The sequence below is a fragment of the Oceanobacillus sp. GQ8 genome (genome assembly GCF_059758495.1).
On record NZ_JCAXEV010000003.1, the window covers coordinates 221,108 to 246,530 of the forward strand.

At 40.1% G+C, this 25,423-nt stretch carries 16 protein-coding genes; 13 read left to right on the forward strand and 3 right to left on the reverse strand.

The window, feature by feature from the left end; genetic code table 11:
- The first annotated feature begins 145 nt into the window (after positions 1-145).
- Positions 146-6,343, forward strand: a complete 6,198-nt coding sequence (locus AC6CHS_RS10025; RefSeq protein WP_498235870.1) for a SpaA isopeptide-forming pilin-related protein — start codon at positions 146-148, stop codon at positions 6,341-6,343.
- Positions 6,344-6,388: 45 nt separating this feature from the next.
- Here the strand turns inward: AC6CHS_RS10025 and AC6CHS_RS10030 are convergent, their stop codons facing one another.
- The 3 genes from AC6CHS_RS10030 to AC6CHS_RS10040 all read right to left on the reverse strand — a co-directional run bounded on the left by AC6CHS_RS10030 (position 6,389) and on the right by AC6CHS_RS10040 (position 11,909).
- Positions 6,389-9,442: a hybrid sensor histidine kinase/response regulator gene (locus AC6CHS_RS10030; RefSeq protein WP_498235871.1), complete on the reverse strand. Its 3,054-nt coding sequence runs from the start codon at positions 9,440-9,442 to the stop codon at positions 6,389-6,391.
- A 339-nt stretch (positions 9,443-9,781) separates the two neighbouring features.
- Positions 9,782-11,083 (reverse strand): hemolysin family protein, encoded by a 1,302-nt coding sequence (locus AC6CHS_RS10035; protein ID WP_498235872.1) that lies wholly within the window; start codon positions 11,081-11,083, stop codon positions 9,782-9,784.
- 196 nt (positions 11,084-11,279) lie between these two features.
- Entirely contained in the window at positions 11,280-11,909 is a 630-nt protein-coding gene (locus tag AC6CHS_RS10040; RefSeq protein WP_498235873.1) for a DUF421 domain-containing protein, read from the reverse strand.
- Between the two features lie 356 nt (positions 11,910-12,265).
- On the opposite strand from AC6CHS_RS10040, the gene AC6CHS_RS10045 reads away from it, so the two are divergent.
- The 12 genes from AC6CHS_RS10045 (at position 12,266) to AC6CHS_RS10100 (ending at position 25,217) form a co-directional block, all read left to right on the forward strand.
- Entirely contained in the window at positions 12,266-13,036 is a 771-nt protein-coding gene (locus AC6CHS_RS10045) for an acetoin reductase (protein ID WP_498235874.1), read from the forward strand.
- A gap of 206 nt (positions 13,037-13,242) precedes the next feature.
- The gene (locus AC6CHS_RS10050) at positions 13,243-13,995 is read left to right on the forward strand and encodes an IclR family transcriptional regulator (RefSeq protein WP_498235875.1); all 753 of its coding nucleotides are present in this window, start codon (positions 13,243-13,245) and stop codon (positions 13,993-13,995) included.
- A gap of 19 nt (positions 13,996-14,014) precedes the next feature.
- Positions 14,015-14,968: a sugar kinase gene (locus tag AC6CHS_RS10055; RefSeq protein WP_498235876.1), complete on the forward strand. Its 954-nt coding sequence runs from the start codon at positions 14,015-14,017 to the stop codon at positions 14,966-14,968.
- A gap of 19 nt (positions 14,969-14,987) precedes the next feature.
- Complete coding sequence (locus AC6CHS_RS10060) at positions 14,988-15,620, forward strand: bifunctional 4-hydroxy-2-oxoglutarate aldolase/2-dehydro-3-deoxy-phosphogluconate aldolase (RefSeq protein ID WP_498235877.1); 633 nt, start codon at positions 14,988-14,990, stop codon at positions 15,618-15,620.
- 13 nt (positions 15,621-15,633) lie between these two features.
- A complete protein-coding gene (dgoD, locus tag AC6CHS_RS10065; RefSeq protein WP_498235878.1) occupies positions 15,634-16,782 on the forward strand; it encodes a galactonate dehydratase in 1,149 nt (382 codons plus the stop codon).
- Positions 16,783-16,824: 42 nt separating this feature from the next.
- A complete protein-coding gene (locus AC6CHS_RS10070) occupies positions 16,825-18,186 on the forward strand; it encodes a GntP family permease (RefSeq protein WP_498235879.1) in 1,362 nt (453 codons plus the stop codon).
- Between the two features lie 147 nt (positions 18,187-18,333).
- Positions 18,334-18,972: a YesL family protein gene (locus tag AC6CHS_RS10075; protein ID WP_498235880.1), complete on the forward strand. Its 639-nt coding sequence runs from the start codon at positions 18,334-18,336 to the stop codon at positions 18,970-18,972.
- A gap of 75 nt (positions 18,973-19,047) precedes the next feature.
- Positions 19,048-20,046, forward strand: a complete 999-nt coding sequence (locus tag AC6CHS_RS10080) for a LacI family DNA-binding transcriptional regulator (protein WP_498235881.1) — start codon at positions 19,048-19,050, stop codon at positions 20,044-20,046.
- 339 nt (positions 20,047-20,385) lie between these two features.
- Positions 20,386-21,690, forward strand: a complete 1,305-nt coding sequence (locus AC6CHS_RS10085) for an ABC transporter substrate-binding protein (protein WP_498235882.1) — start codon at positions 20,386-20,388, stop codon at positions 21,688-21,690.
- Positions 21,691-22,016: 326 nt separating this feature from the next.
- Complete coding sequence (locus AC6CHS_RS10090) at positions 22,017-22,910, forward strand: carbohydrate ABC transporter permease (protein ID WP_036575711.1); 894 nt, start codon at positions 22,017-22,019, stop codon at positions 22,908-22,910.
- Between the two features lie 16 nt (positions 22,911-22,926).
- Positions 22,927-23,754, forward strand: coding sequence for a carbohydrate ABC transporter permease (locus AC6CHS_RS10095; RefSeq protein WP_036575708.1), 828 nt, complete (start codon positions 22,927-22,929; stop codon positions 23,752-23,754).
- Positions 23,755-23,882: 128 nt separating this feature from the next.
- On the forward strand, positions 23,883-25,217 hold the full coding sequence (locus AC6CHS_RS10100; protein ID WP_498235883.1) for a GH1 family beta-glucosidase: 1,335 nt from the start codon (positions 23,883-23,885) through the stop codon (positions 25,215-25,217).
- Positions 25,218-25,423 lie beyond the last annotated feature (206 nt).

The following is a 25,423-nucleotide window of genomic DNA, read 5'->3' on the forward strand; positions in this document are numbered from 1 at the left end:
TAATTATTTCACCCTTTTAGACATAACCTTAAATTTGGGCATCCAACTTGATGTAAAGAAAAAGTATAGGTGACGTCTCTATAATCAGGAATTGGATTCCCTTGCTTTTTAACGGGAGAAAACCTAAACGAAGGAGCGTGGAGTTTTGAATAAGAGGTTAAGCATATTGTTTGTGTTCATGCTGCTATTTCAAACCATTGTTAGCAGCTTTGCACAGCCAATTTCAGCCCTTGCAGAAGGCAATGAAACCAGTGTTTTTCAAGCGGTGACATTGTTGGATGTTGAAGGGAAAGCCCTTGAATTAGCTGATGCTAAGGACGGGGAAGAAGTAACAGTACAAGTCGACTGGTCGCTGGCAGATGTAGAGCCTAATGCGAGTGGTGAAGAAACACATACGTTATCTGATGTGTTGCAGATCCAAGAGGAACAACAAGGCGTGCTGACATATGAGGATGCACAATGGGGAACATACCTGGCTCACACAGATGGAAATGTCACCATCACTTATCCGGAAACAGAGCAGGAAGTACGGAATAGTGAGGGAACATTTGTCATTAAGGCGTTAGTTAAAAAGGAAGAAACCGAAACTGAAGAAGAAAGTGCAACTTCAGAAGAGAGCACAGATGCAGTTGAGGAAGAAGAAGCAGTAGAACCAGAGGAAGCGGAAAGTAAGGATACTGATGAAGAAAAGTCAACAGAAGAAGTAGCTGACGAGAAAGAGCAGCAGGATGAGGAGCGTTCAAAGGTTGAGGTTGAGAAGGCAGAAGTTACCAGCTTTGTGACTTCTGAAATTACAGAAAACCTTATCACAGATGTAACCTTGTCACAACGATTTGAAGATAGTGATCCAATAGAATTGGTGCCTGGTGAGGAAATAAGGGTGGATAATCCTTATGATGCATTCCAGGTTGCAATAGATTACAAGTTTGCACTACCAGATGGACATCACTACGGAGCAGGGGCCACGTACAAGATTAAAGTGCCTGATGTATTCAGTGTACAACCAAACACAGAACCTACTACCCTTCAGACGGCTACTGGTGTGCAATTTGGAGAGTTTATCGTAAATGGAAACAATGAGATTGTCATCACTTTCAATGAAAATATTGAAGAGAATTCTAATATCGCTGGCTATATTAATTTATGGTCCGCATTTGATGCACATTATGCAGGTGCTGCAGAAGGGGAAGAAATTACCTTTCCGATAGCGGGAGAAAATGCTATTACCTATCCGATTAAGTTCGAGCCAAGAGGGACGGCAATTGATAAACGCGGTGTGCCAGAAAAGTCCTATAATACAAACAAAATCACATGGACAGTAGACTTCAATAAAAACTTGCAATCTATTGAAAATGCTGTGCTGGCTGATGAAACTACGGGAGAGCATACCCTTATAGATGGCTCGATGAAAGTATATCAGCTGCACATGAATGCAAATGGGTCCATTGATGAGAGCAGAACCGAAGAGATTAGTAATCATGGTTTCGGCTCAGACTTCCCATTACAGCTTGGCAATATTGACAGTGCCTATAGGGTTGTCTATGAAACAGAAATCACCGATGACGAAGGTACTTCCTATAAAAACAAGGCAACGTTAGATGGAGATAATACAGAGCCTGTTTCAGCAGAAGCTTCTGTTGCTGTAAAACGTGGAAAACCACTCGAAAAGAGGTCGTCTGGTTATGATTCAGCAACTCAGACTATCACTTGGGAAGTGAAATACAATTATGACGAGAAGGAAATCTCTCGAAATGATGCTTTACTTAGGGATGTCCTAGAGGGAAATCATGAGTTAATCTCTGATAGTTTTGAAGTGAAAGAGATTGCGATTAACCCAGATACTGGGGCGGAAGCTGGTAGTAAAGATATCAGTGATTATACAGTAAATGAAACGGAAAAAGGATTCACGTTGCAATTTAATCAGACAATTGATAAAGCTTACAAAATCATTTATAAAACAAAAGCACCTGACAGGGTATTGGACAATGAATCCGTTTCAAATACCATAACGGATGGTTCGGGAAATGAAAAAGGCGGAACAAGAGGTTTAGTTCAACAAGTCTTGCATAAATCCAATGATAATAATGCCAAATATGATGAAAAGACAACGGGATGGACGGTTCGTATTAACCGTGATGAACACACCATGCAGGATGTAAACTTCTCTGATACATTACCGAATGGATTTACGCCACAAGATATTGTTGTGACACATGGTGGAAGTCAATTAGGTGAAGAGGGATACACGTTAAATTTTGTTACGGAAAGTAACCTTTTAACAATAGATTTTCATAACACTATTACAAAAGAAATCCTTATCACCTATACAACCGACATTGATTTTGATGAAGTAGATCATGGAACAAAAACATTCAAGAACAAAGCGAAAATGGATTGGATTCCTGAAGATGGGTCTGAATCTGATCGAATTACGAAGGAAACCTCAGCCACATTTACACCAGACGGCTACACAGTTGCAAACGGCTTTAAGCACGGCTCGTACAATATCGAGTCAAAAGTCATCGATTGGAAGATCGGGGTTAATTATAACAAGGCAACACTAAAAGATGTCGTTGTCGAAGATATCATCCAAGGTGAGCAGAATTTTGACCTGAATTCTGTGAAGGTTTATAAAATGAAACTTACAGGTGGCGCCAACGGATATGAAAAAGGCGAAGAAGTTATATTAGGTGACAGTGCGATTGAGTCTTTCACGACGGATGATGGTAAGCAAGGTTTCCGCGTGCATCTAGGAAACATTGACAGCCCATACTTGATCACCTTTGAAACAGATTTAAACGATCAACTTATCGAGAAGTCCTATGATAACACAGCTACTGTAACAAGTAGCAACAGGGATGCCTTTGATTTATCTGCTAGTGTTTCTCCTACCCATGGAGGAGAATACACGAACAAAACGGCAAATCAAAACGCAGAAAACCCACGTGTTGTGAACTGGCGACTTAATATCAATTACACACAATCAACGGTCTCGAATGGAAAAGTGACAGATACGCCAAGTGCCAATCAGAGCTTTTTAAAAGACTCATTCCATTTATACGAAACGATTGCTTCACCAAATGAAATTAAAAAGGGAGAAGCACTTGAAGAAGGAGAAGATTATACCCTGACATTCGAGGAAAACGATGAGGGAGTCGAAACCTTTACCTTAACCTTTATAGAGGAAATAGACCGCGCCTATGTAATGGAATACGATACGTACATTTTGCATAAAGGCGATGGAAACATTAAAAACAATGCAACATTTGAAGGAGAAGGAACGGAAGGTCTTGATACAGGCGATCAGGTTAACAAGCCAATTCGATTAGATGGAATCGGTGGCGGTATTGACGGAGAAGTGGGTAGCCTGGAAGTATTGAAAGTAGACGCTGCCGATAATACACCATTGGCAGGAGCGGAATTCACCTTATATGACAAAACAGGTGAAAATGCAATTCGTACCTATATAACAGGGGAAGATGGTAAAGTTACCTTTAAAAACCTTCTGTATGGCGATTATATCCTGAAAGAAACGGGAGCCCCAGAAGGGTATGTGACAGGAATACAGGATACAAAAACAGTTACGGTTGATGCTGAAGTCAGTACCGAAACCATATCGAACAAGAAGATCACTCGCCATGTCCAATTAACAAAAGAGGATGCTGAAACAGGCGACGCGTTAGCTGGAGTAACATTTAAACTTGTTGATGAAGCTGGCGAAACCGTAAAGGCTGATTTAGTAACAAACGAGGAAGGCATCATCACGGTAAAAGACCTTGCACCAGGTAAGTATGCTTTTATCGAAACAGGAGCGCTCTTCGGTTACGAGCAAGACGACACACCAATTGAATTTACCATTGGTGAAAAACAAACTGAATTGAAGAAAGTGAAGGCAAAAAATGATATCATGCTTGGATCTGTAACCCTACAAAAAGTAGATGCAGATAACAACAATGCTCCACTTCAGGGCGCAGTATTCGAACTACAGAATGATTCAGGGGAAGCTGTTTCAGTAGATGGAAAAGAAACTTTCACAACAAATGAAAATGGCGAAATTTCCATTAGAGATCTAAGACCAGGCACCTATTATTTTGTAGAGAAAGAAGCACCAGAGCATTACGTACTGAATGCGGATCCAATCAAAGTAGTGGTTGAGAGAGGTCAAACGGAAACAGCTATCGTTCAGGCTGAGAACGCACTTATCACTGGATCTGTTGCCCTTACGAAAAAAGGGGAAGACGGAAAGCTTCTTGATGGCGTTATCTTCGAATTACAGACACAGGAAGGCGAAACAGTTAAATCAGAACTACAAACAGGTGAAACTGGAAAACTTGTGGTGGAAGATCTTAAACCAGGTCTTTATCAATTTGTCGAAACAGCAAGTATCCCAGGATATGAGCTTAATACAAATGTTGAAAAGTTTGAAATTGTAAAGAGCCAACAAGAAACAGTTGAAGTTGAATTTACGAATGACCTGACACCAGGGACTGTCCTGCTTACAAAAGAGGGAGAAGAAGGAGAAGCCCTTGAAGGAGCTGAGTTTGTACTCCGAAATGGAGCAAATGACGTTATTCACGAAGGGTTAACTACAAATAAAAACGGCCAAATTGAAGTAACAAATTTGAAGCCAGGTTTTTACACTTTTATTGAAACAAAGGCGCCGTTTGGTCATGAGCTTGACTGGAGTCCAGTTGTGTTTGAGATTGAATTTAATCAACAAACACAGGAAACAGTAACGAAGGTAAATGAGCGTACTACAAGTGCTGTGGAGCTTACGAAAAAAAGCGAAGATGGCAAGTTGCTTGAGGGCGTTGTGTTTGAACTACAAGACGAAGCTGGAAATACACTCCAAGAAGATTTGGTGACGAATGTTGATGGAACACTACAGGTTGATCATTTGAAACCAGGTAACTATCAATTTGTCGAAACCGCGTCCATTCCGGGCTATGATCTTGACCCTACGCCACATACGTTTACCATTGAGTTAGGACCAAAGACAACAGTGGAAGTAGAAGCTGTTAATGAGCTGACGACAGGATCTGTTGTTTTAAGTAAAGTAGGGGAAGAGAAGGAAGCTCTTCGTGGTGTGGTATTTGAATTACAGGACGCAGAAGGAAGCACATTACAATCTGACCTTACTACAAATGAAGCAGGGGAAATCGAAGTTCTTGATTTGAAGCCAGGTAGCTATCAGTTTGTTGAAACAAAAGCACCGTTTGGCCATGATCTTGACGAAACACCTATAGCGTTTGAGATTGTGTTTGACCAACAGGAGCAGCTTGAACTTGAAATGGAAAATATCCGTACAACAAGCTCTGTTGAGTTAACAAAAGTGGATAATGAAACGAAGGAAGTACTGGAAGGCGCCGTCTTTGATGTAAGACAAGGGGACGACGTAATCGTAGAAGGCGTGACATCAGATAAAGATGGAAAAATCTTTGTCGATGAGTTGAAACCAGGAAATTATCAGTTTGTGGAAACAGCGTCACCAGAAGGGTACCACTTATCCGATGAGCCGATCCCTTTCACGATTGAACTTGGGCAAGCCGAAACTTTAAAGCTAACTACAGATAATGCGATTATCAAAGGAAGCTTCCACTTAACAAAAGTGGATTTCGATCAGCAAGACATGCCGTTGGAAGGCGTGCAATTTGAACTGCAAAATGAAGCAGGAGAGACATTGCAGGAAGAACTCAAAACGAACAAAGCAGGAGAACTGCAGCTTCATCTGCGACCAGGTAACTATGTATTAGTAGAAACAAAGCCTTTGTTCGGCTATGAGGATCATGAGCCAATTGCCTTTACGATCGACAAAGGACAGCTAGAAGCAAAGCAAGTGACGATCACGAACATGTTAAGTCGTGGTAGTGTGGAATTAACGAAGCAAAATGATATAGGTGAATTTCTGCAAGGAGCTATTTTTGAACTGCAGGATGCAGAAGGAAACACATTGCAAACAGATCTTGGTAGCGACGAAAATGGAAAGATTTTTGTTGGAGATTTAAAGCCAGGAAGTTATCAATTTGTAGAAACCGAAGCGCCAACTGGTTATGTTCTAGATAAGACACCGACTCGTTTTGAAATAGAAATTGGGCAGGATGAACCTGTCCAGGTTACAGCGACGAATAAAAAAGTTCCAGCATCCCCTTCAGATAAAAATGAAGATAAAGATCCCGGGAATCCAACAACAGGTACTTCTGATAAAAAAGCTGACAACAAGACTGGCGAAACTTTACCAAAAACCGCAACAGACATGTATCACTTCATGCTGATCGGTTTAGGTCTACTACTTGCAGGGGGAGCAATTTACCTCATCGCAAGAAGAAAACGTGAAGTAGAATAATAGATAGAAGATACCCCATCTACCAAAAGTGTGGATGGGGTATCTTTAATGGGAAGGTGAAAGTTTTTTTGGTACACAAAAACTAACGTGTGTTCCTTTACCGACTTCACTCGTGATGGTGAGACCTTCACCAAACAGCTGGATTAGTCTACGGTGTGTGTTCGAAACACCGACTCCACCACCTGGTTTTTTCTCAAATTGAAGAATTTCTTCTATTTTCTCTTGTTCCATCCCCATACCATCATCTGTAACAAGAACTTTGTAAAAGTCTCCATCCTCCGTAATATGGAGGCCAACGGTCCCGCCTCTGCTTCGTTTCAAGATGCCGTGTCTCAATGCATTTTCGGTAAGCGGTTGAATGGTAAAAGGTGGAAGGTACATTTCCTTGTACTGTATATTATAGTCCACTGAAATCCGTTCACCAAAACGTTCTTTTTCAATGTATAAATAGGATTGAACTAATTCGAGTTCATCAGCAAGTGGAACAACTCTGTTAACATGTTGGTCTTTAAAGCTCCCCCTTAAATAGCTACCAAACTCCTCAAGTAACCGTGTAGCTCTGGCAGAATCGATTTCTTGTAAAGACACAATAGTATTTAAAGTGTTAAACAAGAAATGTGGCTGTATTTGCGATTGTAGCCATGCTGCTTCTATACGTAATTGTTCTGCCACGGATAGTTTTAATGCTATCAGGGCATGTAAACGGGCTCTTAATTCAGTTGCATCCACAGGCTTTGTCACATAATCATTTGCTCCAATCGAAAGCCCGATTCGTAAGTCTTCAGGCTGATGTCTGGCGGTTAGCAAAAGAATAGGAAGCTCGGTGAGTGTATGCTTTTTCCTGACTTCCTCCGTTAGTTCATAGCCTGACATGCTTGGCATCATGACATCTGCTATTAATAGATCAATGTGTTGCTGTTCTATGATCTCTAATGCTTTCTTCGCCTCTAAAACTTTTACAACAGAATAATCTGTTTCTAAAATATTCTCTAATACTTTTAAATTTATTGGGTTATCGTCCACTAATAGGATAGTAGGAACATGCTCTCCTTGTAGACGAATCTGTTCTTTCTGGAATGTTTCTTGAACATTCTCTAATACAGATGATGATTCCGCGTGGAAGGGCATATTTTCTTCCTTTTCCGTTGCAAGTGGGATACTAAACGTAATAGTCGTGCCAATACCCACTGTGGACTCAATTGTTATTTCCCCGCCATGTAACTCAACTAACTCTTTGCAAATGGAAAGGCCAAGGCCGATGCCGCCATCACTAGAATTTGGATCGGTTTCCACCTGTTCATAAGGTTTGAATAAGCGATCTTGATCTTCCGGCTTAATTCCTTTTCCCGTATCTTCAATCGAAATAAGAGCTAATCCATTTTCTTGTCTAGCGCTAATTATAATAAAGCCTTCTGTCGTATGCCGAGCAGCATTATAAACTAGATTAAAAACAATCTGTGTCATCCTGTTTTCGTCTGCAGAAATAGGGGGAAAAGTATTTGTTACATTTAAATGAAAAGACACATTTTGCTCGTTAGTCATAAATCGAACCATATCGAGAACTCCTGTAGCAACGGAACGTATGTGGATTGCTTTTTTTTCTAAACGAATCCGCCCATCTTTTAATTGCGAAATGGCGAGAAGGTCATTTAGGGTATGCTTCATCTGTCTGCCGATTTGGAGAAGCAAGTTTACATTTTGACGTGATTTCCTCCCGAGATCTTGTTCTAATAAGGATTGGCCGATATTCAGTATACCGTGCAGTGGGTTACGTAACTCATGAGATGTTCGTGCCAGAAAATCGTCCTTCTGTTTATCAGCTTCCTGCAGCTTTACAGCCTGTAGGGAATATTGATTGGAAATATAGATTTGTTTTTTTAAGAGCATAAAGGCTAAGACAATAATGGTCACGACTGTATCAAACGGATAATAAGGAGCTTCTAATCCGGCTAATTTTATGCCACTACCCCAAAGCATGTTTGACGCATAACCAGTTAATGCTAGCAACACAAGCAACCCATCCTTGTAACCATTCCGAATTGTTCCAACCGTGTCATAAAATAAAAGCGGTACTGTTACAATAAAGAAACCTAAAACAAAAATAGCAAAGAAATAAAAATAATCTAAGGGCAGGAGGAGATTTACGAATACTAAGCTTGCATAGTAATAACCCATATAGCCATATGCCTTTCGAGTTGACTTTAGAATATGCTGAATAAACTTCCCAATCAGGAAAAGGGTTGTTATATAGAAAAAGATAATGAGTTTGTATGAGGTGTCTGCCTCGAATGGTAGTTTAATAGGGATTTCTTGATCGAATAATAAAACTATAGCAGAATGAAGGACAAGCAGTCCGTAAAATAAAAGCTCTTTTTCCAAATTACTTTTCCTTAGAAAGTAGATAAAGAACGCATAACCAGCATGTAAGAAATAAATAAGGGCAATGAGCAACTGTAAAAAGATAGATTGCGTTTCTATTTTATTGATTGCACTGTAAGAACCAATCTCAACGGACTTCGTTAACCCGCCAAATAGTGGTATTTCATAATTTGATAGTTGGACAACGATATGTAGTTCATTCTCTTCTGTGGTGAAGTATCCCGAAAAAGGGCCATACATCCTAGCTGTTGAGGTCGCTTCGTCTGTGGCGATAGGGTCTGACTCCTTAACTAATTTTCCATTTACAAAAACCTTAGCAGCCGTAGAAATTCTTTCAAAACGGATGCCATAGCTAGAAGGTTCTTTATTAGGGAATTTAACTTTTAGCTGATAGGTACCATAACCAAAAGTCTCGTTCTCTTCATCTGAGTTGAGGTGATTACTCCAATTACCTGGTACTTCAATGAAAGAGGAGGGAGCTGAAAGAGAGTTCGGATCTACTAACACGCCCGGCGTAAAACCCCATTCGCCGTTTAGGCGTATGATTGTGTCATTTTCCAAATTTACATTATCTAAAACAACTGTACCTTTTTCTGCAATGTAGTCTTCTGGTGGAGTATAAAATGATTCCCATGCAAGCCGGAACACAGTTAAAACAGACAGAGATATTATAATAAAGAGTAAGATTTTTGGTAGGGAGTAGGTGTTGTTAGTTTGCATTTGATTTCTTCCTCTATAAAAATTTAGCGTCTGTTGAAATTTATTGAAATGGGCTAAAGGTTCCCCCGGTGCAACCGCCCGTAAGACTCCGGCTTAAATTATGAAGTGAAACATTGTGTTTAATAAGGAGTAAACGGACGATAACCCCCGATTCTTTCAACTAACATATTAGTGAGGGAATAATGAAAATCCCCACTGATTGAAGTTTCACTTTATCGTAACATAACTTATAGATTTATCTATAAGTTTGAAGTATTGTTAAGTATAAAACTTAAATTGTGAGATAGTATGTCGATCAAAAAGCGCCTACTGCTCATTAAAGTAGCAGTAGGCGTTTATTCAAATTACTTTAAGTTGTTCTTCTATGGTTAGCTTTATTTTTTGAATGTGGAGATCCTCAATTTGAACGACCTCAAAATAAAGGTTATCTAGTTGGATTACAGTACCTTCTTCTGGTTCAATCTCCTGGTTGAAAACCCAGCCGGAAATTGTGTCAACATCTCCGTTTTTTAATTCAATACCGAAAAAGCTATTAATATAAGAAATGGAAGTCTTTCCATCTATTAAATAAGTACCATCGCTATTTTCAGTAACCTCGTATTCTTCCTCGGCATCAAACTCATCTCGGATGTCTCCAACGATTTCCTCAATAATATCTTCGGCTGTAACAATACCTGAGGTCCCACCATATTCGTCTGTTAAAACAACCATGTGCGTATTTTCCTTTTGCATCTTCACTAATAAATCACGAATTGGTATATTTTCGAATACCTTTATCACTGGATGAACAAAATCCTCCAATGAATCGAGGTTAGACCAATCTGTATTGAATATTTGTTTTATATGCAGGATACCAATGATATGGTCTTTATCATTTTGAACTACTGGAAAACGTGTATAGCGCTCCTGTTTAAGAAAATCTAACGTTGATTCGATTGGATCACCAATATCAATTACCGCTACCTCTACTCTTGGCACCATAATTTCTTTAGCTGTTCGATTATCAAACTCAAAGATGCGATCTACGTATTCATATTCCGTTTTGTTAATTTCACCATTTTCATAGCTTTCGGTTAAAATATGGCGAAGTTCTTCCTCAGAATGGGCTTCCTCGGATTCCTTTACGGATTTAAAACCGAGCATTCGAACAAAAATGTTCGCAGATCCATTCAGTAACCAAATTAACGGATACATGATACGACTATAAAGAATTAAAGGTTTTGATAAAAGAAGCGTAATGGCTTCCGCTCGCTGTATGGCCAATGTTTTAGGCGCTAATTCTCCAAGTACCACATGAAGGAATGTGATAATAAAGAATGCTATAAGAAAGCTAAATACATGCGTTAAGCTATACGGCAATCCCAGACTTTCAAGTATTGGTAAAAGTAATACTTCAAGAGTAGGTTCTCCTAACCATCCAAGTCCTAATGCTGTAATGGTAATACCCAACTGACAAGCTGATAAATAGTAATCCAAATTATTTACCAGCTTTAACGCATTTTTGGCCTTCTTATCACCTGCATTTGCACGGGCCTCCATTTTAGATTTTCTTACTTTTACAATCGCAAATTCGCTTGCAACGAAAAACGCAGTTAAAAGAATTAACAACGCCACCGCAGCAAGCTTCATCGACGTTTCCATAGCATATCCCCTCTATTATTAAATTAAAAAAAGTTTTCAAAAAATAACATACCACAAAGCAACAAAGTTTGGTATCTATTTGTCTCTGCCAGCTTTTTGTGATTTAATCTTCTACCGTTCAGTTAGGTAAATACGATAATAAATAATCTGATTGTAAATATAGTTTATATACTAATATATAGTGTGGAATTCAGTTTTATCCCTCTTTTTTCTCCATATAAAGCTCTCCGTCTGTATAGCTACAAATAAATATATCTTCCACGGTATGCCCTCGTTGTTCAATCTGGCTAAATAGCCAATCTTTATTAACGCGCAGGATGTCTAGCTGCTCCTCCTGTACCACGCCGTCCACAATTATGGGAAGGCTAAATGGGGTGTCATAATCAAAGACAGAAAAGGCACCCGAGGCTTCGATCATTGCGTATTTGACGGTTGAGATATCAGCGATACCCTTGTCGCGAAGCTGGGCATAAAGGTCGTCCACTGTATAGCCATTATCCCTCATGTTTTGCTGATGGCATTTTCCATTTTCAATAATAAGGGAGGGTCTTCCATCAATAACGTCACGAGCTTTTTGGCTTTTAAGTGTGAGCTTGGATACAATATATTGAATAATTACAAGGAGGAAGATTGGTAGAAGCGCTATGAACAGAGATCTCTCCTGGTCTTCGATAACAATTACACCAATGTCGGCAATCATAAGCGTGACCGCGATCTCTAAAATACTTATCTCTCCAACATCCTTTTTCCCTGTCAATTTAAAAAACAACAAAATTGCGATGAATGCAATGGGGGTGCGATAGAGAATGAAAAGATATTCTTCCACAGACCTAACTCCAATCTAAATATACTACTATTTAACTTGCTCCATTTGGGGGGAATTATGCTAAGGGAATATTGGGCAAGGAATAGAACTTGAGTTGGTGAATAGGAGAAATAGTAGGAAAGGAAAAGTATGCTGCTCGTTAAGTCTAGAAGGCAAAATAATCTGTGCAAATTCACTGTACGTAAAAGGAGTTAGGAATCTAATAGGGAAACTGCTCAAAAGTCGAGGGAACACGTGGTAAGGCTGCTATCCTAAACATTTCTTTTTAATATACCAATTCTCTTTAATACAATGTTTTAGTCAAAAAGGTCTAGGGTAAAAAAACTATGAGATAAATTTTAGGAGAGGTGATATTTTTGAGTAAAGTAGCAGTCATTACAGGTGGAGCACAAGGTATTGGAAAAGGGATTGCCGAACGACTGGGGAATGACGGATTTAATATTGTTATTAACGATATGAATATTGACCTTGCCCAGGAAACAGTAGAAGAATTTAAAAAGAATAATATTGATGCTATCGCGGTTGAAGGAAATGTGGCGAAACAAGAGGATCAATTTGATCTAGTTAAAAAAGCAGTTGATAAATTTGGTTCGGTTGATGTATTTATTAACAATGCTGGATTTGACCAAGTAGAGGCGATTGAGGATATAACACCAGATAACCTGGACAAAATCTTTAACGTCAATGTGTTTGGAACAGTTTACGGTACACAAGCAGCAGCGAAGCAGATGAAAGAACAAGAAAATGGCGGTAAAATTATTAATGCCTGCAGTATTGCCGGTAAAACAGCGTTTGAATTACTTGGAGCTTATTCAGCAACAAAATTCGCTGTCCATGGACTGACACAGGCTTCAGCTAAAGAGCTTGCCCAATTTAATATTAAAGTAAATGCTTATTGCCCAGGAATCGTAGGAACAAGCATGTGGGACCGTATTGATAAAGGCATGGTAGAATATAAAGGCTTAAAAGAAGGAGAAGCTTGGCAAGAACAAGTAAATGGCATCCCACTAGAGCGCTCTCAAACTCCAGAGGATGTGGCAAACTTAGTGTCTTATCTTGCTTCATCTGATGCTGATTATATGACAGGACAAGCAATCAACATTGATGGTGGAATTGAAGTACACTAAGGTAAAACTATACAAGCGGATTCAAAGGGAAAGAGATCGAAATAGATTTCTTTCCCTTTTTTCGTTGATGGAACAACTACCATACAAGTGCCAATATTATTTTGAATTTCTTGTGGTTGACTGAAGCGCTTTCAGGTGATATATTAAGTTTGTTAAATCACATATGTAATTTTAAATCACATATGTGATTTAAAGGAGGTATAAGGATGTCAGTAAAGTCAGCAAAAAGGGTATTTGAAATTTTTGAAGTGCTCTCCCAATACCAGGAGGGGCTAACTATAAAAGAAGTGAGTGAAAAACTAGGTTTACCTCAAAGTAGTACATTCAATTTGTTAAAGACATTGAAAGAAGAAGGTTACGTAAGGCAGGATATGGTGAAAAAATACCGCCTAGGTGAAAAGTTAATACCATTAGGAACAAGGGCTATGGAATCCCTAGATATTCATTCAGTGGGGGCCCAACATTTACAAAGATTAAAGGATTCTGTTCAGGAGACCATCTTTATGGCGGTCTTATCAAATGAGGAATTGGTTTACATTGCAAAGATTGATACGGACCGTTCTATTAGGACTAGCGCCCAGCCTGGATATAGGAAGCCGTTATATTGCACCGGTCTGGGAAAAACGTTTCTTGCTTTTCTACCTGAGGAACGTAGGAAAGATATATTGCATAACGTTGAGCTTAAACCGATTACAAATCATACGGTAACAAGTTTAGATGAATTAGAAGAGCAATTAAAGGCATTCAAGAAAAATGGCTACAGTATAGATGATGAAGAAAATGAAGAAGGACTATATTGTTTGGCAGCGCCAATTTATGACAATGAAGGAAAGATCACAGCAGCTATAAGTGTAGCAGGTCCTAAGCAACGAATGCTCACCCAGAAGGAAGAGATAGCTCAAAAGGTAATGAAAACGGCCTTCAACATATCGCGTGGTATTGGCTATATTGGAACATAGATAGAAAGGAGGAGAACAGATGGATGTTATTTCAATTGGAGAAACAATGATATCCCTAACTCCAGACCAAAGAGGGCTTATGAGAAATGCTGCCTCATTTATGCCGAGGGTTGCAGGTGCGGAAACAAATACACTAATTGGGTTAAGTAGATTAGGGCATCGAACAGGCTGGGTTAGCAGATTAGGAGAAGACGAGCTGGGAGCAAAAATTTTAAAGGAAGTTCGTGGAGAGGGAGTGGACACCTCCCTTGTGGAGCTTGATGACAAAAACAGTACTGGTACATTCTTTAAAGAAATTGTGAACGGTTCAGATGCCAGAGTCTATTATTATCGAAAAGACTCTGCAGCAAGTCAAATGACGCCTAGCTTTTTAAACGAAGCATATATAGCGAAAGCAAGCTATCTCTATTTATCTGGCGTAACACCAGCAATTAGTTCTACGTGTCGGGAGACTGTTTTTCATGCAATTGAATTGGCAAAAAGAAATGATGTCAAAGTTGTGTTTGATCCGAATGTTAGGCGAAAGCTTTGGTCAGAAAAAGAGGCAAAAGAGACATTGACTAAGATAATCAGGCAGGCTGATATTGTACTACCTGGGATTAGTGAAGGGGAATTCTTATTTGGTAGTAGAGAGGAAAAGGAAATTGGACAAGCATGTATAGAACTCGGTGCAAAGCTTGCTGTCGTGAAGTTAGGTGAAAAAGGAGCCTATTATACATCTGAACAGGAAGAGGGGCATGTTCCAGCATATTCTGTTTCCGATGTGGTCGACCCAATAGGAGCAGGAGATGCCTTTGCAGCAGGATTATTGTCTGGCTTACTTGATGATATTTCCATCAAAGGGGCAGTCGAAAGGGCTTGCTGGATAGGCGCTGTGGCAACCATGGTCACAGGAGATTATGAGGGGTTACCTGACAGAAAACAGTTAAATCAGCAGACAAACCAAGGAAATAAAGAAGACGTCAGCAGATAGATAAAAGGGAGGAGTAAAAATGAATACGCTTAACTGGATTGAAGATAGGAAATTAATTGCGATTTTACGTGGTTACAATACGGTGGACTCTATTGCCATTGCAAAGGCATTGCATGCTGGAGGAATAACAACATTAGAAGTCACACTAAATAGCCCATCGCCACTTAAGACCATTGAAAAAATTAGTAGTGAATTGGGAGACGAAGTAAAAGTAGGAGCAGGAACGGTGCTGGATGCGGAATCAGCGCGACTAGCTATTTCAGCAGGGGCTCAGTTTATTTTGTCCCCTACCTTTGATAGAGAAACGATTAAATTAACGAAGCGCTATGGGAAGGTGAGCATTCCTGGAGCATTTACGCCAACCGAGATTATGAATGCTTTTGAAGAAGGCGCAGATATCATTAAGGTGTTCCCAGCTTCTACACTAGGACCAAGTTACGTAAAAGACTTACGTGGTCCGCTTCCACAGCTAAAATTATTGCCTACAGGTGGAGTAACAGTAGAAAACGTTGCATCATTTATTAAAAACGGAGCGGTAGGAGTAGGACTTGGAAGTTCTTTAGTATCTTCGGTAGAAAAAGTAACAGATGAATTTTTAAATGAACTTACAAAACGAGCTTCTGCATTTGTACAAGCAGTAAATCAACAATAGGGGAGGAAGAACAATGAAAATTACAGGTTATAAATTATATCAAGTGCCGCCAAGATGGTTATTTCTAAAAATCGAGACAGATGAAGGAATTGTGGGTTGGGGAGAGCCCGTCATCGAAGGAAGAGCTGCTACAGTAAAAGCAGCTGTTGAAGAATTAATGGAGAACCTCATCGGAAAAGATCCACAGCGAATTGAAGATCACTGGAATATGATGTACCGATCTGGATTCTATCGGGGTGGCCCTATTTTGATGAGTGCCATTTCAGGTATTGATCAAGCACTCTGGGATATTAAAGGAAAATACTACAATGCTCCTGTTCATCAATTACTTGGAGGAGCATGCCGTGACACGATTAAGGTCTATTCCTGGATTGGGGGAGATCGTCCTGCAGATGTTGGAAATGCTGCAAAAGAAGTAGTGGACCGGGGTTTTCAAGCAATAAAAATGAATGGAACAGAGGAATTGCAATACGTAGATTCCCATCAAAAAATTGATCAGGTTATAGAACGAATTACAGCTGTTCGAGACGCAGTCGGACCATATGTCGGAATAGGAATTGATTTCCATGGAAGGGTACATAAGCCAATGGCCAAAACATTAGCAAAACAGCTGGAAGAATTCCGTCCTATGTTCATCGAGGAACCTGTTCTTCCGGAAAATAATGAAGCACTTCGAGACATTGCGAATCATGTTACGACACCAATTGCTACGGGAGAGCGGATGTTTTCCAGATGGCAATTCAAATCACTGTTAACAGATGGATATGCGGATATTATTCAGCCAGACCTATCCCATGCTGGAGGAATTACCGAATGTAAAAAAATTATATCCATGGCAGAAGCTTTCGATGTAGCTGTTGCCCCTCACTGTCCACTTGGGCCAATTGCATTGGCAGCATGCTTACAGGTTGACGCAACATCACATAATGCCTTTATTCAGGAACAAAGTTTGGGCATCCATTACAATGTCGGCAGTGATCTGTTGGATTATATAACGGATGAAAGCGTCTTCACATACGAAGATGGTTATGCCAAGATTCCAGACGGACCTGGATTAGGTATTGAGGTAAATGAAGAGCACGTTAAAGAAATGGAGAAGAAAGCAACGCACTGGAGAAACCCAATTTGGAGGCATCAGGACGGTTCGATTGCGGAGTGGTAGTAAGGCCTTGGTGAAAGCGTTAAACAATAAGGGGGAGAGAGAATGTCTAATACGACAATGTTAATCTTAGTTACAATTCTTGGGATATCGTTGTTACTTTTCTTAGTAATGAAATCGAAATTGCAAGCGTTTGTAGCCTTGCTCATATCGAGTTTATTTATCGGTGTTTTGTCCGGAATGGAGCTTACCGAAATTCTAACCACCATGGAAGAAGGGATGGGGGGAACCCTTGGGTTTATTGCCGTTGTGGTAGGACTCGGGGCCATGTTCGGTGAAATGTTACGTGTCTCTGGAGGGGCTGAACGTCTTGCCCTCACCTTAATCAATAAATTTGGGGAAGGAAAAGTTCAATGGGCACTTGGTTTAACAGGATTTATTGTAGCCATACCAGTATTTCTTGATGTGGCACTTGTTATTCTAATTCCAATTGTCTATAGCCTGGCACAAAAGACAAAAAAATCGCTGCTTTATTTTGGGATACCGCTTTTAGCAGGACTAGCTGTTACACACAGTTTTGTGCCACCTACACCTGGACCAATTTCCGTAGCTTCCATTTTAGATGCAGATCTAGGCTGGGTCATTTTATTTGGTGTGCTAGCTGGTATTCCAGCAATGGTTATTGCGGGGCCTATGTTCGGGAAGTTTATTGCGAAAAGAATACATCTAGAGGCTCCGGCCTATATTACGGAAAAGCAATTGCAAGAACAAGTGGATAAAAATGATCGTGACATGCCTAGCTTCAAAATGGTTGCAACGTTAATTATGATTCCACTTGTATTGATTCTGATTAACACGGTGTTCGGTTTAATTCTTGAAGAAGGAACATTTGTACATTCCCTGCTAACATTTGTTGGACATCCGTTCGTTGCATTAACCATTTCGACTTTGCTTACGTTTTATCTACTTGGAACAAAGCGTGGCTATACCAAAGAGGAAGTGCAAAATATTGCTACAAAATCATTGGAACCTGCCGGGATTATTATCCTTATTACGGGTGCTGGTGGTGTTTTTAAACAAACCTTAATCGACAGTGGTGTGGGCGATGTTTTAGGGGAAATGATGGCTAATTCCAGCATGCCACTTGTATTAGCTGCATTTTTAATCTCCACCTTTGTACGTGTCGCACAGGGTTCTGCTACGGTAGCCATGATCACAGCTGCAGGCTTGATCTCACCAATTATTGGAATGATGGAAGTTTCCCAGCCTATGCTTGGATTAATCGTTATCTCGATTGCAAGTGGAGCCACTGTTTTCTCTCATGTGAACGATTCTGGTTTCTGGCTAGTAAATAGATTCTTTGGAATGACAGAGAAACAGACGCTAAAGACCTGGACCGTGATGGAGACGATTATTGGGTTAGTTGGGTTTGCTGTTGTATTTACAATTAGTTTCTTTGTTTCATAGAAGGAAACCTATCATTTTTGGAACTGTCGGTCATTGGCCGGCAGTTTTTCATTTTAATGTCTATTGCGAACAATGGTCGCTTGCATTATATTGGAATTAGTTAATAGAACCAAGAAAATGATTATTTCAATAGTGGGGAGAATGCCTATGAAAGGATTGTATGGATTATTTGAGTGGGTCGCACGAATGGCTTATGTGAACGTTTTATGGATTCTGTTCTCCGTCCTTGGTGCCGGAGTGTTAGGAGTGGGACCAGCAACATTGAGTGCATTCACCGTAATAAGGAAGCGGCTGAGAGAGGGAGAAGGGTTTTCCACATGGCAGGTTTTTGCTAACACATATCGGAATGAGTTTTGGAAAGGAAATAAACTAACATTACTTCTTTTTCCTATTTATCTCTTTATTTATGTCGATTTTTCAATCATTCAAACATTACCCTATGATATATTTATAGATTATATCGTATTTCCTGCGCTACTCCTGCTTTCCGTTTTGTTTGTTGTGCTATCAAGCTATTTATTTGCAGTCCATGTACATTTTGATCTTCCTTTCTGGAAATACGTTACATATGCTGTGCTAGCAGCAGGAATATCTCCATTGTCTGTTATTTTAATTATTTTTGGCTTAGCACTTACTTCACTTCTTGCCTTCCTTTTTCCCGCTACCCTGTTGTTCTTTGGGGTAAGTATTCCTGTGTTACTTATTCAGGCCTGTGCTTTGCAAGCATTTGGAAAAATGGAGACATTCCAACTACATCAACAACGTGTGAAACACCAAGCAAGATAAATTTTCAGAAACTATTGACAAATCAACCAAACCGCTCTATATTAAGATGGAAAGCGCTTTCGTTAGGAGTAGAACATGACAACAATTTATGACATAGCAAAAGCAACAGAGTATTCGATTACAACGGTATCCAAAGTATTAAACAACTATCCAAATGTAAGTGAAAAAGCAAAGAGGAAGGTTTTGCAAGCAGTAGAAGAACTGGGGTATACACCAAATTCTTCTGCCCGTACGTTGGCTACAAACAAATCCTGGATGATTGGGGTGGTGTTCGCAGAGCATTTAGGTGTCGGCATGGCACATCCTTTCTTTAGTGAAGTCATCGAGAGCTTTAAAAAACAAGTAGAGCTATATGATTATGATCTACTCTTTGTTTCTCGTAACATGGGTTTACAAAAGCGAACCTATAAACATTTGAAACACCGAGGTGTGGATGGGGTAGTAGTGGTCCAATCATTAGGGGAAGAAGCGATTGAATATTCCGCTTCCAAATTGCCAACGGTATTCATTGATATGCCGATTGAAAAATCAAGCGCAGTATACAGTGATAACAAACAAGGTGGAATGCTGGCAGTAGACTATCTGTATGGATTAGGGCATCGAAAAATTGCCCATATTGCTGGACGAGATACCATGTTCACAGCTGTTGAACGCACAAGGGGATTTAAACTTGCCACCCGCGAAAAGGGGTTAACCATACCAGAACAGTACATAGTGGATGGTGGCTATTATTCCTATGAGGGTGGTCGTGAGGCAATGGTCAGGTTATTGGGTTTGGAAGATCCACCAACTGCTGTATTTGTCGCAGGTGATGAGATGGCACTAGGGGCCATTAAAGTAATCAAAGAAGCTGGACTTCGTGTACCCGAGGATATTTCGGTAATTGGGTTTGATGATATTCCACTTTCCAAGCATGTAGACCCACCATTAACGACAATAAGACAGGATAAACAACTGATTGGCCAGCAATCTGCGGTACTATTACTCGATAAGATTAATGGGTTATCTAAAAACAATCAGGATAAAATCGTTCCTGTCCAGTTAATTAAACGGAATTCCTGCAGTGCATTGTAAGGGATTTAGGAATATTAATGCTAAAAGGTAAAGCGCTTTACTAAAGTAGTGGAACGAAAAATAAGTGAAAATAAGCCAAAAACTGTATAATTCATTAAATGTAAGCGTAATCATATACCGTATATTAAAAATATCTTTAATTCTAGCTTGCTTTTTCATAGTAAAGCGCTTTACCAAATTTTTATGTTTGAAAAGGAGAGGGGGCGAAAGAGAGAAAAGTAGAGGAAAGATGGTTGTGCAATATTTTTTATTCTAAAGTTCAAAGTATAAGAAAAACTTACACATTCGCTAAAACATGCGAATGCTAGTTTTTCTAAATGTAATCGAGGGGGAATTACGTTGAAAAAATGGGTGTTCTTATTAGCTATAACAAGTGTTTTTCTGGTGCTTACTGCTTGTTCTGAGGAAAAAGCAGATTTAGTTGTTACATCGTTTACAGATGAATTGCAAGGACCAATTGATAAGTTTGAAGAGTTGCATGATGTAAAAGTAGATTTACAGATTATCCCGACCGAAAATTACACAACGACACTACGTCCTGCTTTAGAAAGTGGGAAGGGAGCTCCAGATGTATTTACTGGGGAGATCGTCTATTTAAAAGATTGGCTGGAACAGGATTATTGGGAAAACCTTTCTGCAGATCCTTATAACGTAGATAGCTGGGAAGATGATTACATGGAGTATGTCTGGGATTTAGGAAAAGACCCAGAGGATAATGTGAGAGCAGTTTCTTGGCAAACAACGCCAGGTGGTATCTACTATCGTAGAAGTATTGCAAAAGAAGTGCTAGGAACCGATGATCCTGCAGAAGTAGGCGAAATGTTCTCCACCATGGAAGGGTTGATGGAGGTTGGGGAGAAGATGAAAGAAAAGAATTATCGCCTCTTCCCTGATGAAGGATCGATTCAACCATACACGAATGGACAAGATCCACAGCCGTGGGTAAATGAAGCCAATGAGCTTGTGATGACAGAAGCGCGTTTGTCTTACTTTGATTATGCAAAAGAACTACGTGATAAGCAGTATACTGCTCTTGCTCCTGCTTGGTCTCCAGCCTGGTATGAATCCTTCGTTGGCCCAATTAGTTATAATGTCGGCTGGGATGAGTTGGATGATAGTGCAGAAGCAGAAGACAAGACAGAAGTCTTTGCTGTCTCGCTTCCTACATGGGCACTGAATTCTGTACTTAAAGTTGAAGCACAAGAAACTGCTGGAGATTGGGCAGTTACAAATGGGCCTACTCCATATTTCCAAGGTGGTACGTGGATTGGCATGTATAAGGATTCAGAGAACAAGGATCTGGCTTGGGAGTTTATCCAAATGCTCGTACATGATGAAGAGTTCCTAACTGAATGGGTTACAGAGACTACAGGGGATGTCCTTTCCTATATTCCTGTCACAAGTAAAATTAGTGAAGGGTATGAGGAGGAGTATTTAGGCGGGCAGAACCACTATGAATTCTTCCTGGAAGAAGCAAACAAAATTGATGCAAGCACGATCACGAAGTATGACCAGCAGATCGGCGACTTATTTGGTACAGAGGTAGGCAACTATGTGGAAGGAACGGTCACAAAGGAAGAGGCATTAGAGGAGTTTTATAATCAAGTGAAAAATGCCTTCCCAGACATCATCATTCCTGAATAGACGAAAGGTCATACTGATAAAGTGAAACTTCAATCAGTGAGGGTTTTCATTCTTCCCCCACTGATTGTTAGTTGAACGAATCGGGGTGTTAACGTCCGTTTACTCCCACTTAAACATCACGGTTTCACCTCATGTTTTGAAGTGGGAGTCTTGCGGACGGTTGCACCGGGGTAAAAAAGATGAGGGAGCACTACCAACTGGCTGTGTTCCCCACTTTTTAACACGTTAGGAAATTTGGAAGTTACAAGTATAAGAAAAACGTACACATTTGCTATAGAACGAGCGAATGCGCGTTTTTCTAAATTTTTTAGGTTAGGGGGAAGAGCATGGAAAAGACAAATCGTCGCGCCTATTTATTTATCGCCCCGTTTGTAATCGTGTTTCTGGTGTTTAATATCTATCCGATACTGCTTACTTTTTATTATAGTTTAACCAACTACAGTGGCATGGGTGGTATCGCAAATGCAGAGTTTGTTGGGTTTGGGAATTACATAAGACTTGTAACCGATAGTTATTTTTTTGAGGCATTTGGAAACACACTAAAAATATGGGGATTTAACTTTGTAGTACAGATGATGATTGCGCTTGGCTTGGCCTTGTTGTTTTCAGATATTCGACTGAAGCTCAAGGGTGTTGGGCTATTTAGAGCACTATTCTATCTACCTAATATTATAACGATAGCATCGGTTGCTTTGCTGTTTAATATATTACTTGATTGGAACCATGGGGCATTAAACCAAATGCTGCTTAGTCTCGGAATTATCGACTCTCCTATTAATTGGTTGAATTCCCCTGTCTATGCCCAATCTGCCGTCGCTTTAATCGGGGCTTGGATGTGGTTTGGGAACTCTTTCATTATTCTTTTGGCCGGTATCTCTGGTATTTCCCGGGATTATTATGAGGCTGCATATATTGATGGGGCAAGCTGGTGGCAGTCCTTTACAAATATTACCTTACCCCAACTAAAACCTATTTTGCTGTATGTGCTAATTACCTCGATTATTGGTGGTTTGCAGCTGTTTGATTTACCTATGCTTTTGACCGATACGCGCGGTGCACCTCAGGGCTCTCTAAATACGATGGTGTTGTATTTGTATAACCAAGCATTTAAGTATAATAACTTCGGATATGGCGCGACCTTGGCATACGGGTTGTTTATTATTACCGTGATCTTCTCGGCCGTCACCTTCCGCACAATGTATCGGAAGGAAGTTAAGTAAAGGGGGAGGGAAAGCGATGAAAAAAATTACGCTTCTAAAAGCATTTATCTATATTGCGTTAACTGTGCTTGTGATCATTTGTTTTGTTCCTTTTTATATGATGATCGTAAATGCGACAAGGTCCAATTCTGAAATCTTACAAGGATTTACCTTAATTCCAGGGAGCGCCATTCTCGATAACTATCAAACCCTTATTAGTTATATGGACGTCTGGCGTGGGTTTACAAACAGTTTAATTGTAGCTGTTTCTGTCACAGTGTTGAACGCCTACTTCTCTGCGTTGACTGCCTTTGCTCTCGTTGTCTATGAGTTTAAGTGGAAGAATATTATCTTCGTTTCGTTTTTGGTTATGATGATGGTGCCTGGCCAGCTAGGCTTGCTTGGTCTTTATGATTTAAGTGAAGCATTAGGCATGCTTGATTCTTATTGGCCATTAATTATCCCAGCCATCGCGGCACCATTTACTGTCTTTTTCTTCCGGCAATATTTAATTACTACAATGCATACCTCCATATTGGAGGCAGGAAGAATAGACGGCGCAACAGAGCTTCATATGTTCCACCGAATCGTGCTGCCATTGTTAATGCCTGCAATTGCTACGATGGGGATCTTTACCTTTATTGGATCATGGAACAACTACATTACACCGTTAGTTATTTTGAGGTCGCCTGAACTATTTACGTTACCTGTCATGATGGGCGCACTCCGCGGCTCACCTGTTGCGATGAATCTGGGAGCCATGTATCTTGGCATCGCGATTTCCGTTGTACCGATCATGATTGCATTTCTATTTTTATCCCGCTATATCATCAGCAGTATTTCAGCTGGTGCGATTAAAGGATAACGTACAGGTAAGGACTCCTGTTCCGCTATAAAAGGCGACGATAGATAAGATATTGAAGTCCAGTGATAAGAAAAACGTACACATTCGCTAGCTTGCGAGTTTTACGAAGATATAGGAGGATGGTTAGATTGAAAAAATTCGACCCTGCATTTGTGTTTGGTACGGCAACTTCTTCCTACCAGGTGGAAGGAGCAGTGAATAAGGATGGACGATCACCGTCGATCTGGGATACGTTCGCTGCTACACCCGGGAAGGTTTACCAAGGGGATACTGGTGAAGTAGCCTGTGACCACTATCATTTATATAAAGAGGATGTACAGCTCATAAAGCAGTTAGGTGTGGAAAGCTATCGTTTCTCCATTGCCTGGCCGCGTATTTTCCCAAACGAGGGAGAGTACAATGAGGCTGGTATGCAATTTTATAAAAATTTAATTAGCGAATTAAAGGAACAGGGAATCAAGCCCGTTGTGACGCTTTATCATTGGGATCTCCCTCAATGGGCTGAAGACAAGGGAGGCTGGGTGAACAGACAATCCCTCGAATGGTTTTACGCGTATGCGAAAAAGGTGTTTGAAGAATTAGATGGAGAAGTGGACAGCTGGATTACCCATAATGAACCGTGGTGTGCAGCATTTCTCGGTTATCATCAAGGAGTTCACGCACCTGGCCATACGAATGTAGAAGAGGCATTGAAGGCGGCACATCATATTTTAGTGTCCCATGGGCAAGCAGTGAAATTACTGAAAGAAACCTTGAAGTCTAAGACGCCAATTGGCATTACTTTAAATCTGAGCCCGATTTACCCAGTTAGCCAATCCTTTAATGATAAGATTGCCGCAAATAATGCAGATGGTTATTCGAATCGCTGGTATTTAGATCCTATTTTTAAAGGGAGCTACCCAGCAGATATGGTCAATTTATTTTCCAAGTATGTACATGATTTTTCATTTATTCATGAAGGGGATTTTGCAGAAATTTCGGTAGCATGTGATTTCTTTGGCATTAATTATTACAGTCGCCAGCTGGTAGAGTTCACGAGTGCAGGAGATTTCATGTACCGGGGTGGACATTCCGATTATGCTAAAACGGGAATGGGCTGGGACGTGTCGCCGAAGGAGTTTCAGGAGCTCATTCGTCGTCTGAGAAAGGAATATACCAATCTGCCAATTATCATTACAGAGAATGGTGCTTCCTATCCGGATGAACTCACAAAAGATGGTGCCGTCCATGATCCCGAAAGAACGGATTATATAAAACAACATCTACAAGCTATTGCGGAATTAAATGAGGAGGGAATGAATATTTCCGGGTACTATGTTTGGTCCTTATTTGATAATTTCGAGTGGGCGTTTGGTTACGAAAAACGATTCGGTATCGTATACGTAGACTTTGAAACACAAAAGCGAACGTTGAAGGACAGTGCGAAATTCTATCAATCTGTTGTAGAAAAAAGAGAAGTGTGAATATACTAGATCTTATACTAGAAAGAAGTGCCTATCTAAAGGGAGAGTTAGCCTGGGCAGTTTGCATGTCCAGGCTTTTTAATTTAGTGACTACGAACTGGAAGTATGGACTAACAACTAATATAGTTGGTCTGCTGAGATAGTAAAATGAGTTCGATTTTACAATGAAAAAGGATATAATGGTAATAGAGAAAAAAGAAGGGACT

Excerpts from the sequence above, each read along its gene's own strand:
- dgoD (WP_498235878.1), top strand. The coding sequence starts at position 15,634 with ATGAAAATTACAGGTTATAAATTATATCAAGTGCCGCCAAGATGGTTA.
- AC6CHS_RS10080 (WP_498235881.1), top strand. The coding sequence starts at position 19,048 with ATGACAACAATTTATGACATAGCAAAAGCAACAGAGTATTCGATTACA.
- AC6CHS_RS10070 (WP_498235879.1), top strand. The coding sequence starts at position 16,825 with ATGTCTAATACGACAATGTTAATCTTAGTTACAATTCTTGGGATATCG.
- AC6CHS_RS10030 (WP_498235871.1), bottom strand. The coding sequence starts at position 9,442 with ATGCAAACTAACAACACCTACTCCCTACCAAAAATCTTACTCTTTATT.
- AC6CHS_RS10075 (WP_498235880.1), top strand. The coding sequence starts at position 18,334 with ATGAAAGGATTGTATGGATTATTTGAGTGGGTCGCACGAATGGCTTAT.
- AC6CHS_RS10060 (WP_498235877.1), top strand. The coding sequence starts at position 14,988 with ATGAATACGCTTAACTGGATTGAAGATAGGAAATTAATTGCGATTTTA.
- AC6CHS_RS10035 (WP_498235872.1), bottom strand. The coding sequence starts at position 11,083 with ATGGAAACGTCGATGAAGCTTGCTGCGGTGGCGTTGTTAATTCTTTTA.
- AC6CHS_RS10055 (WP_498235876.1), top strand. The coding sequence starts at position 14,015 with ATGGATGTTATTTCAATTGGAGAAACAATGATATCCCTAACTCCAGAC.
- AC6CHS_RS10095 (WP_036575708.1), top strand. The coding sequence starts at position 22,927 with ATGAAAAAAATTACGCTTCTAAAAGCATTTATCTATATTGCGTTAACT.
- AC6CHS_RS10050 (WP_498235875.1), top strand. The coding sequence starts at position 13,243 with ATGTCAGTAAAGTCAGCAAAAAGGGTATTTGAAATTTTTGAAGTGCTC.
- AC6CHS_RS10090 (WP_036575711.1), top strand. The coding sequence starts at position 22,017 with ATGGAAAAGACAAATCGTCGCGCCTATTTATTTATCGCCCCGTTTGTA.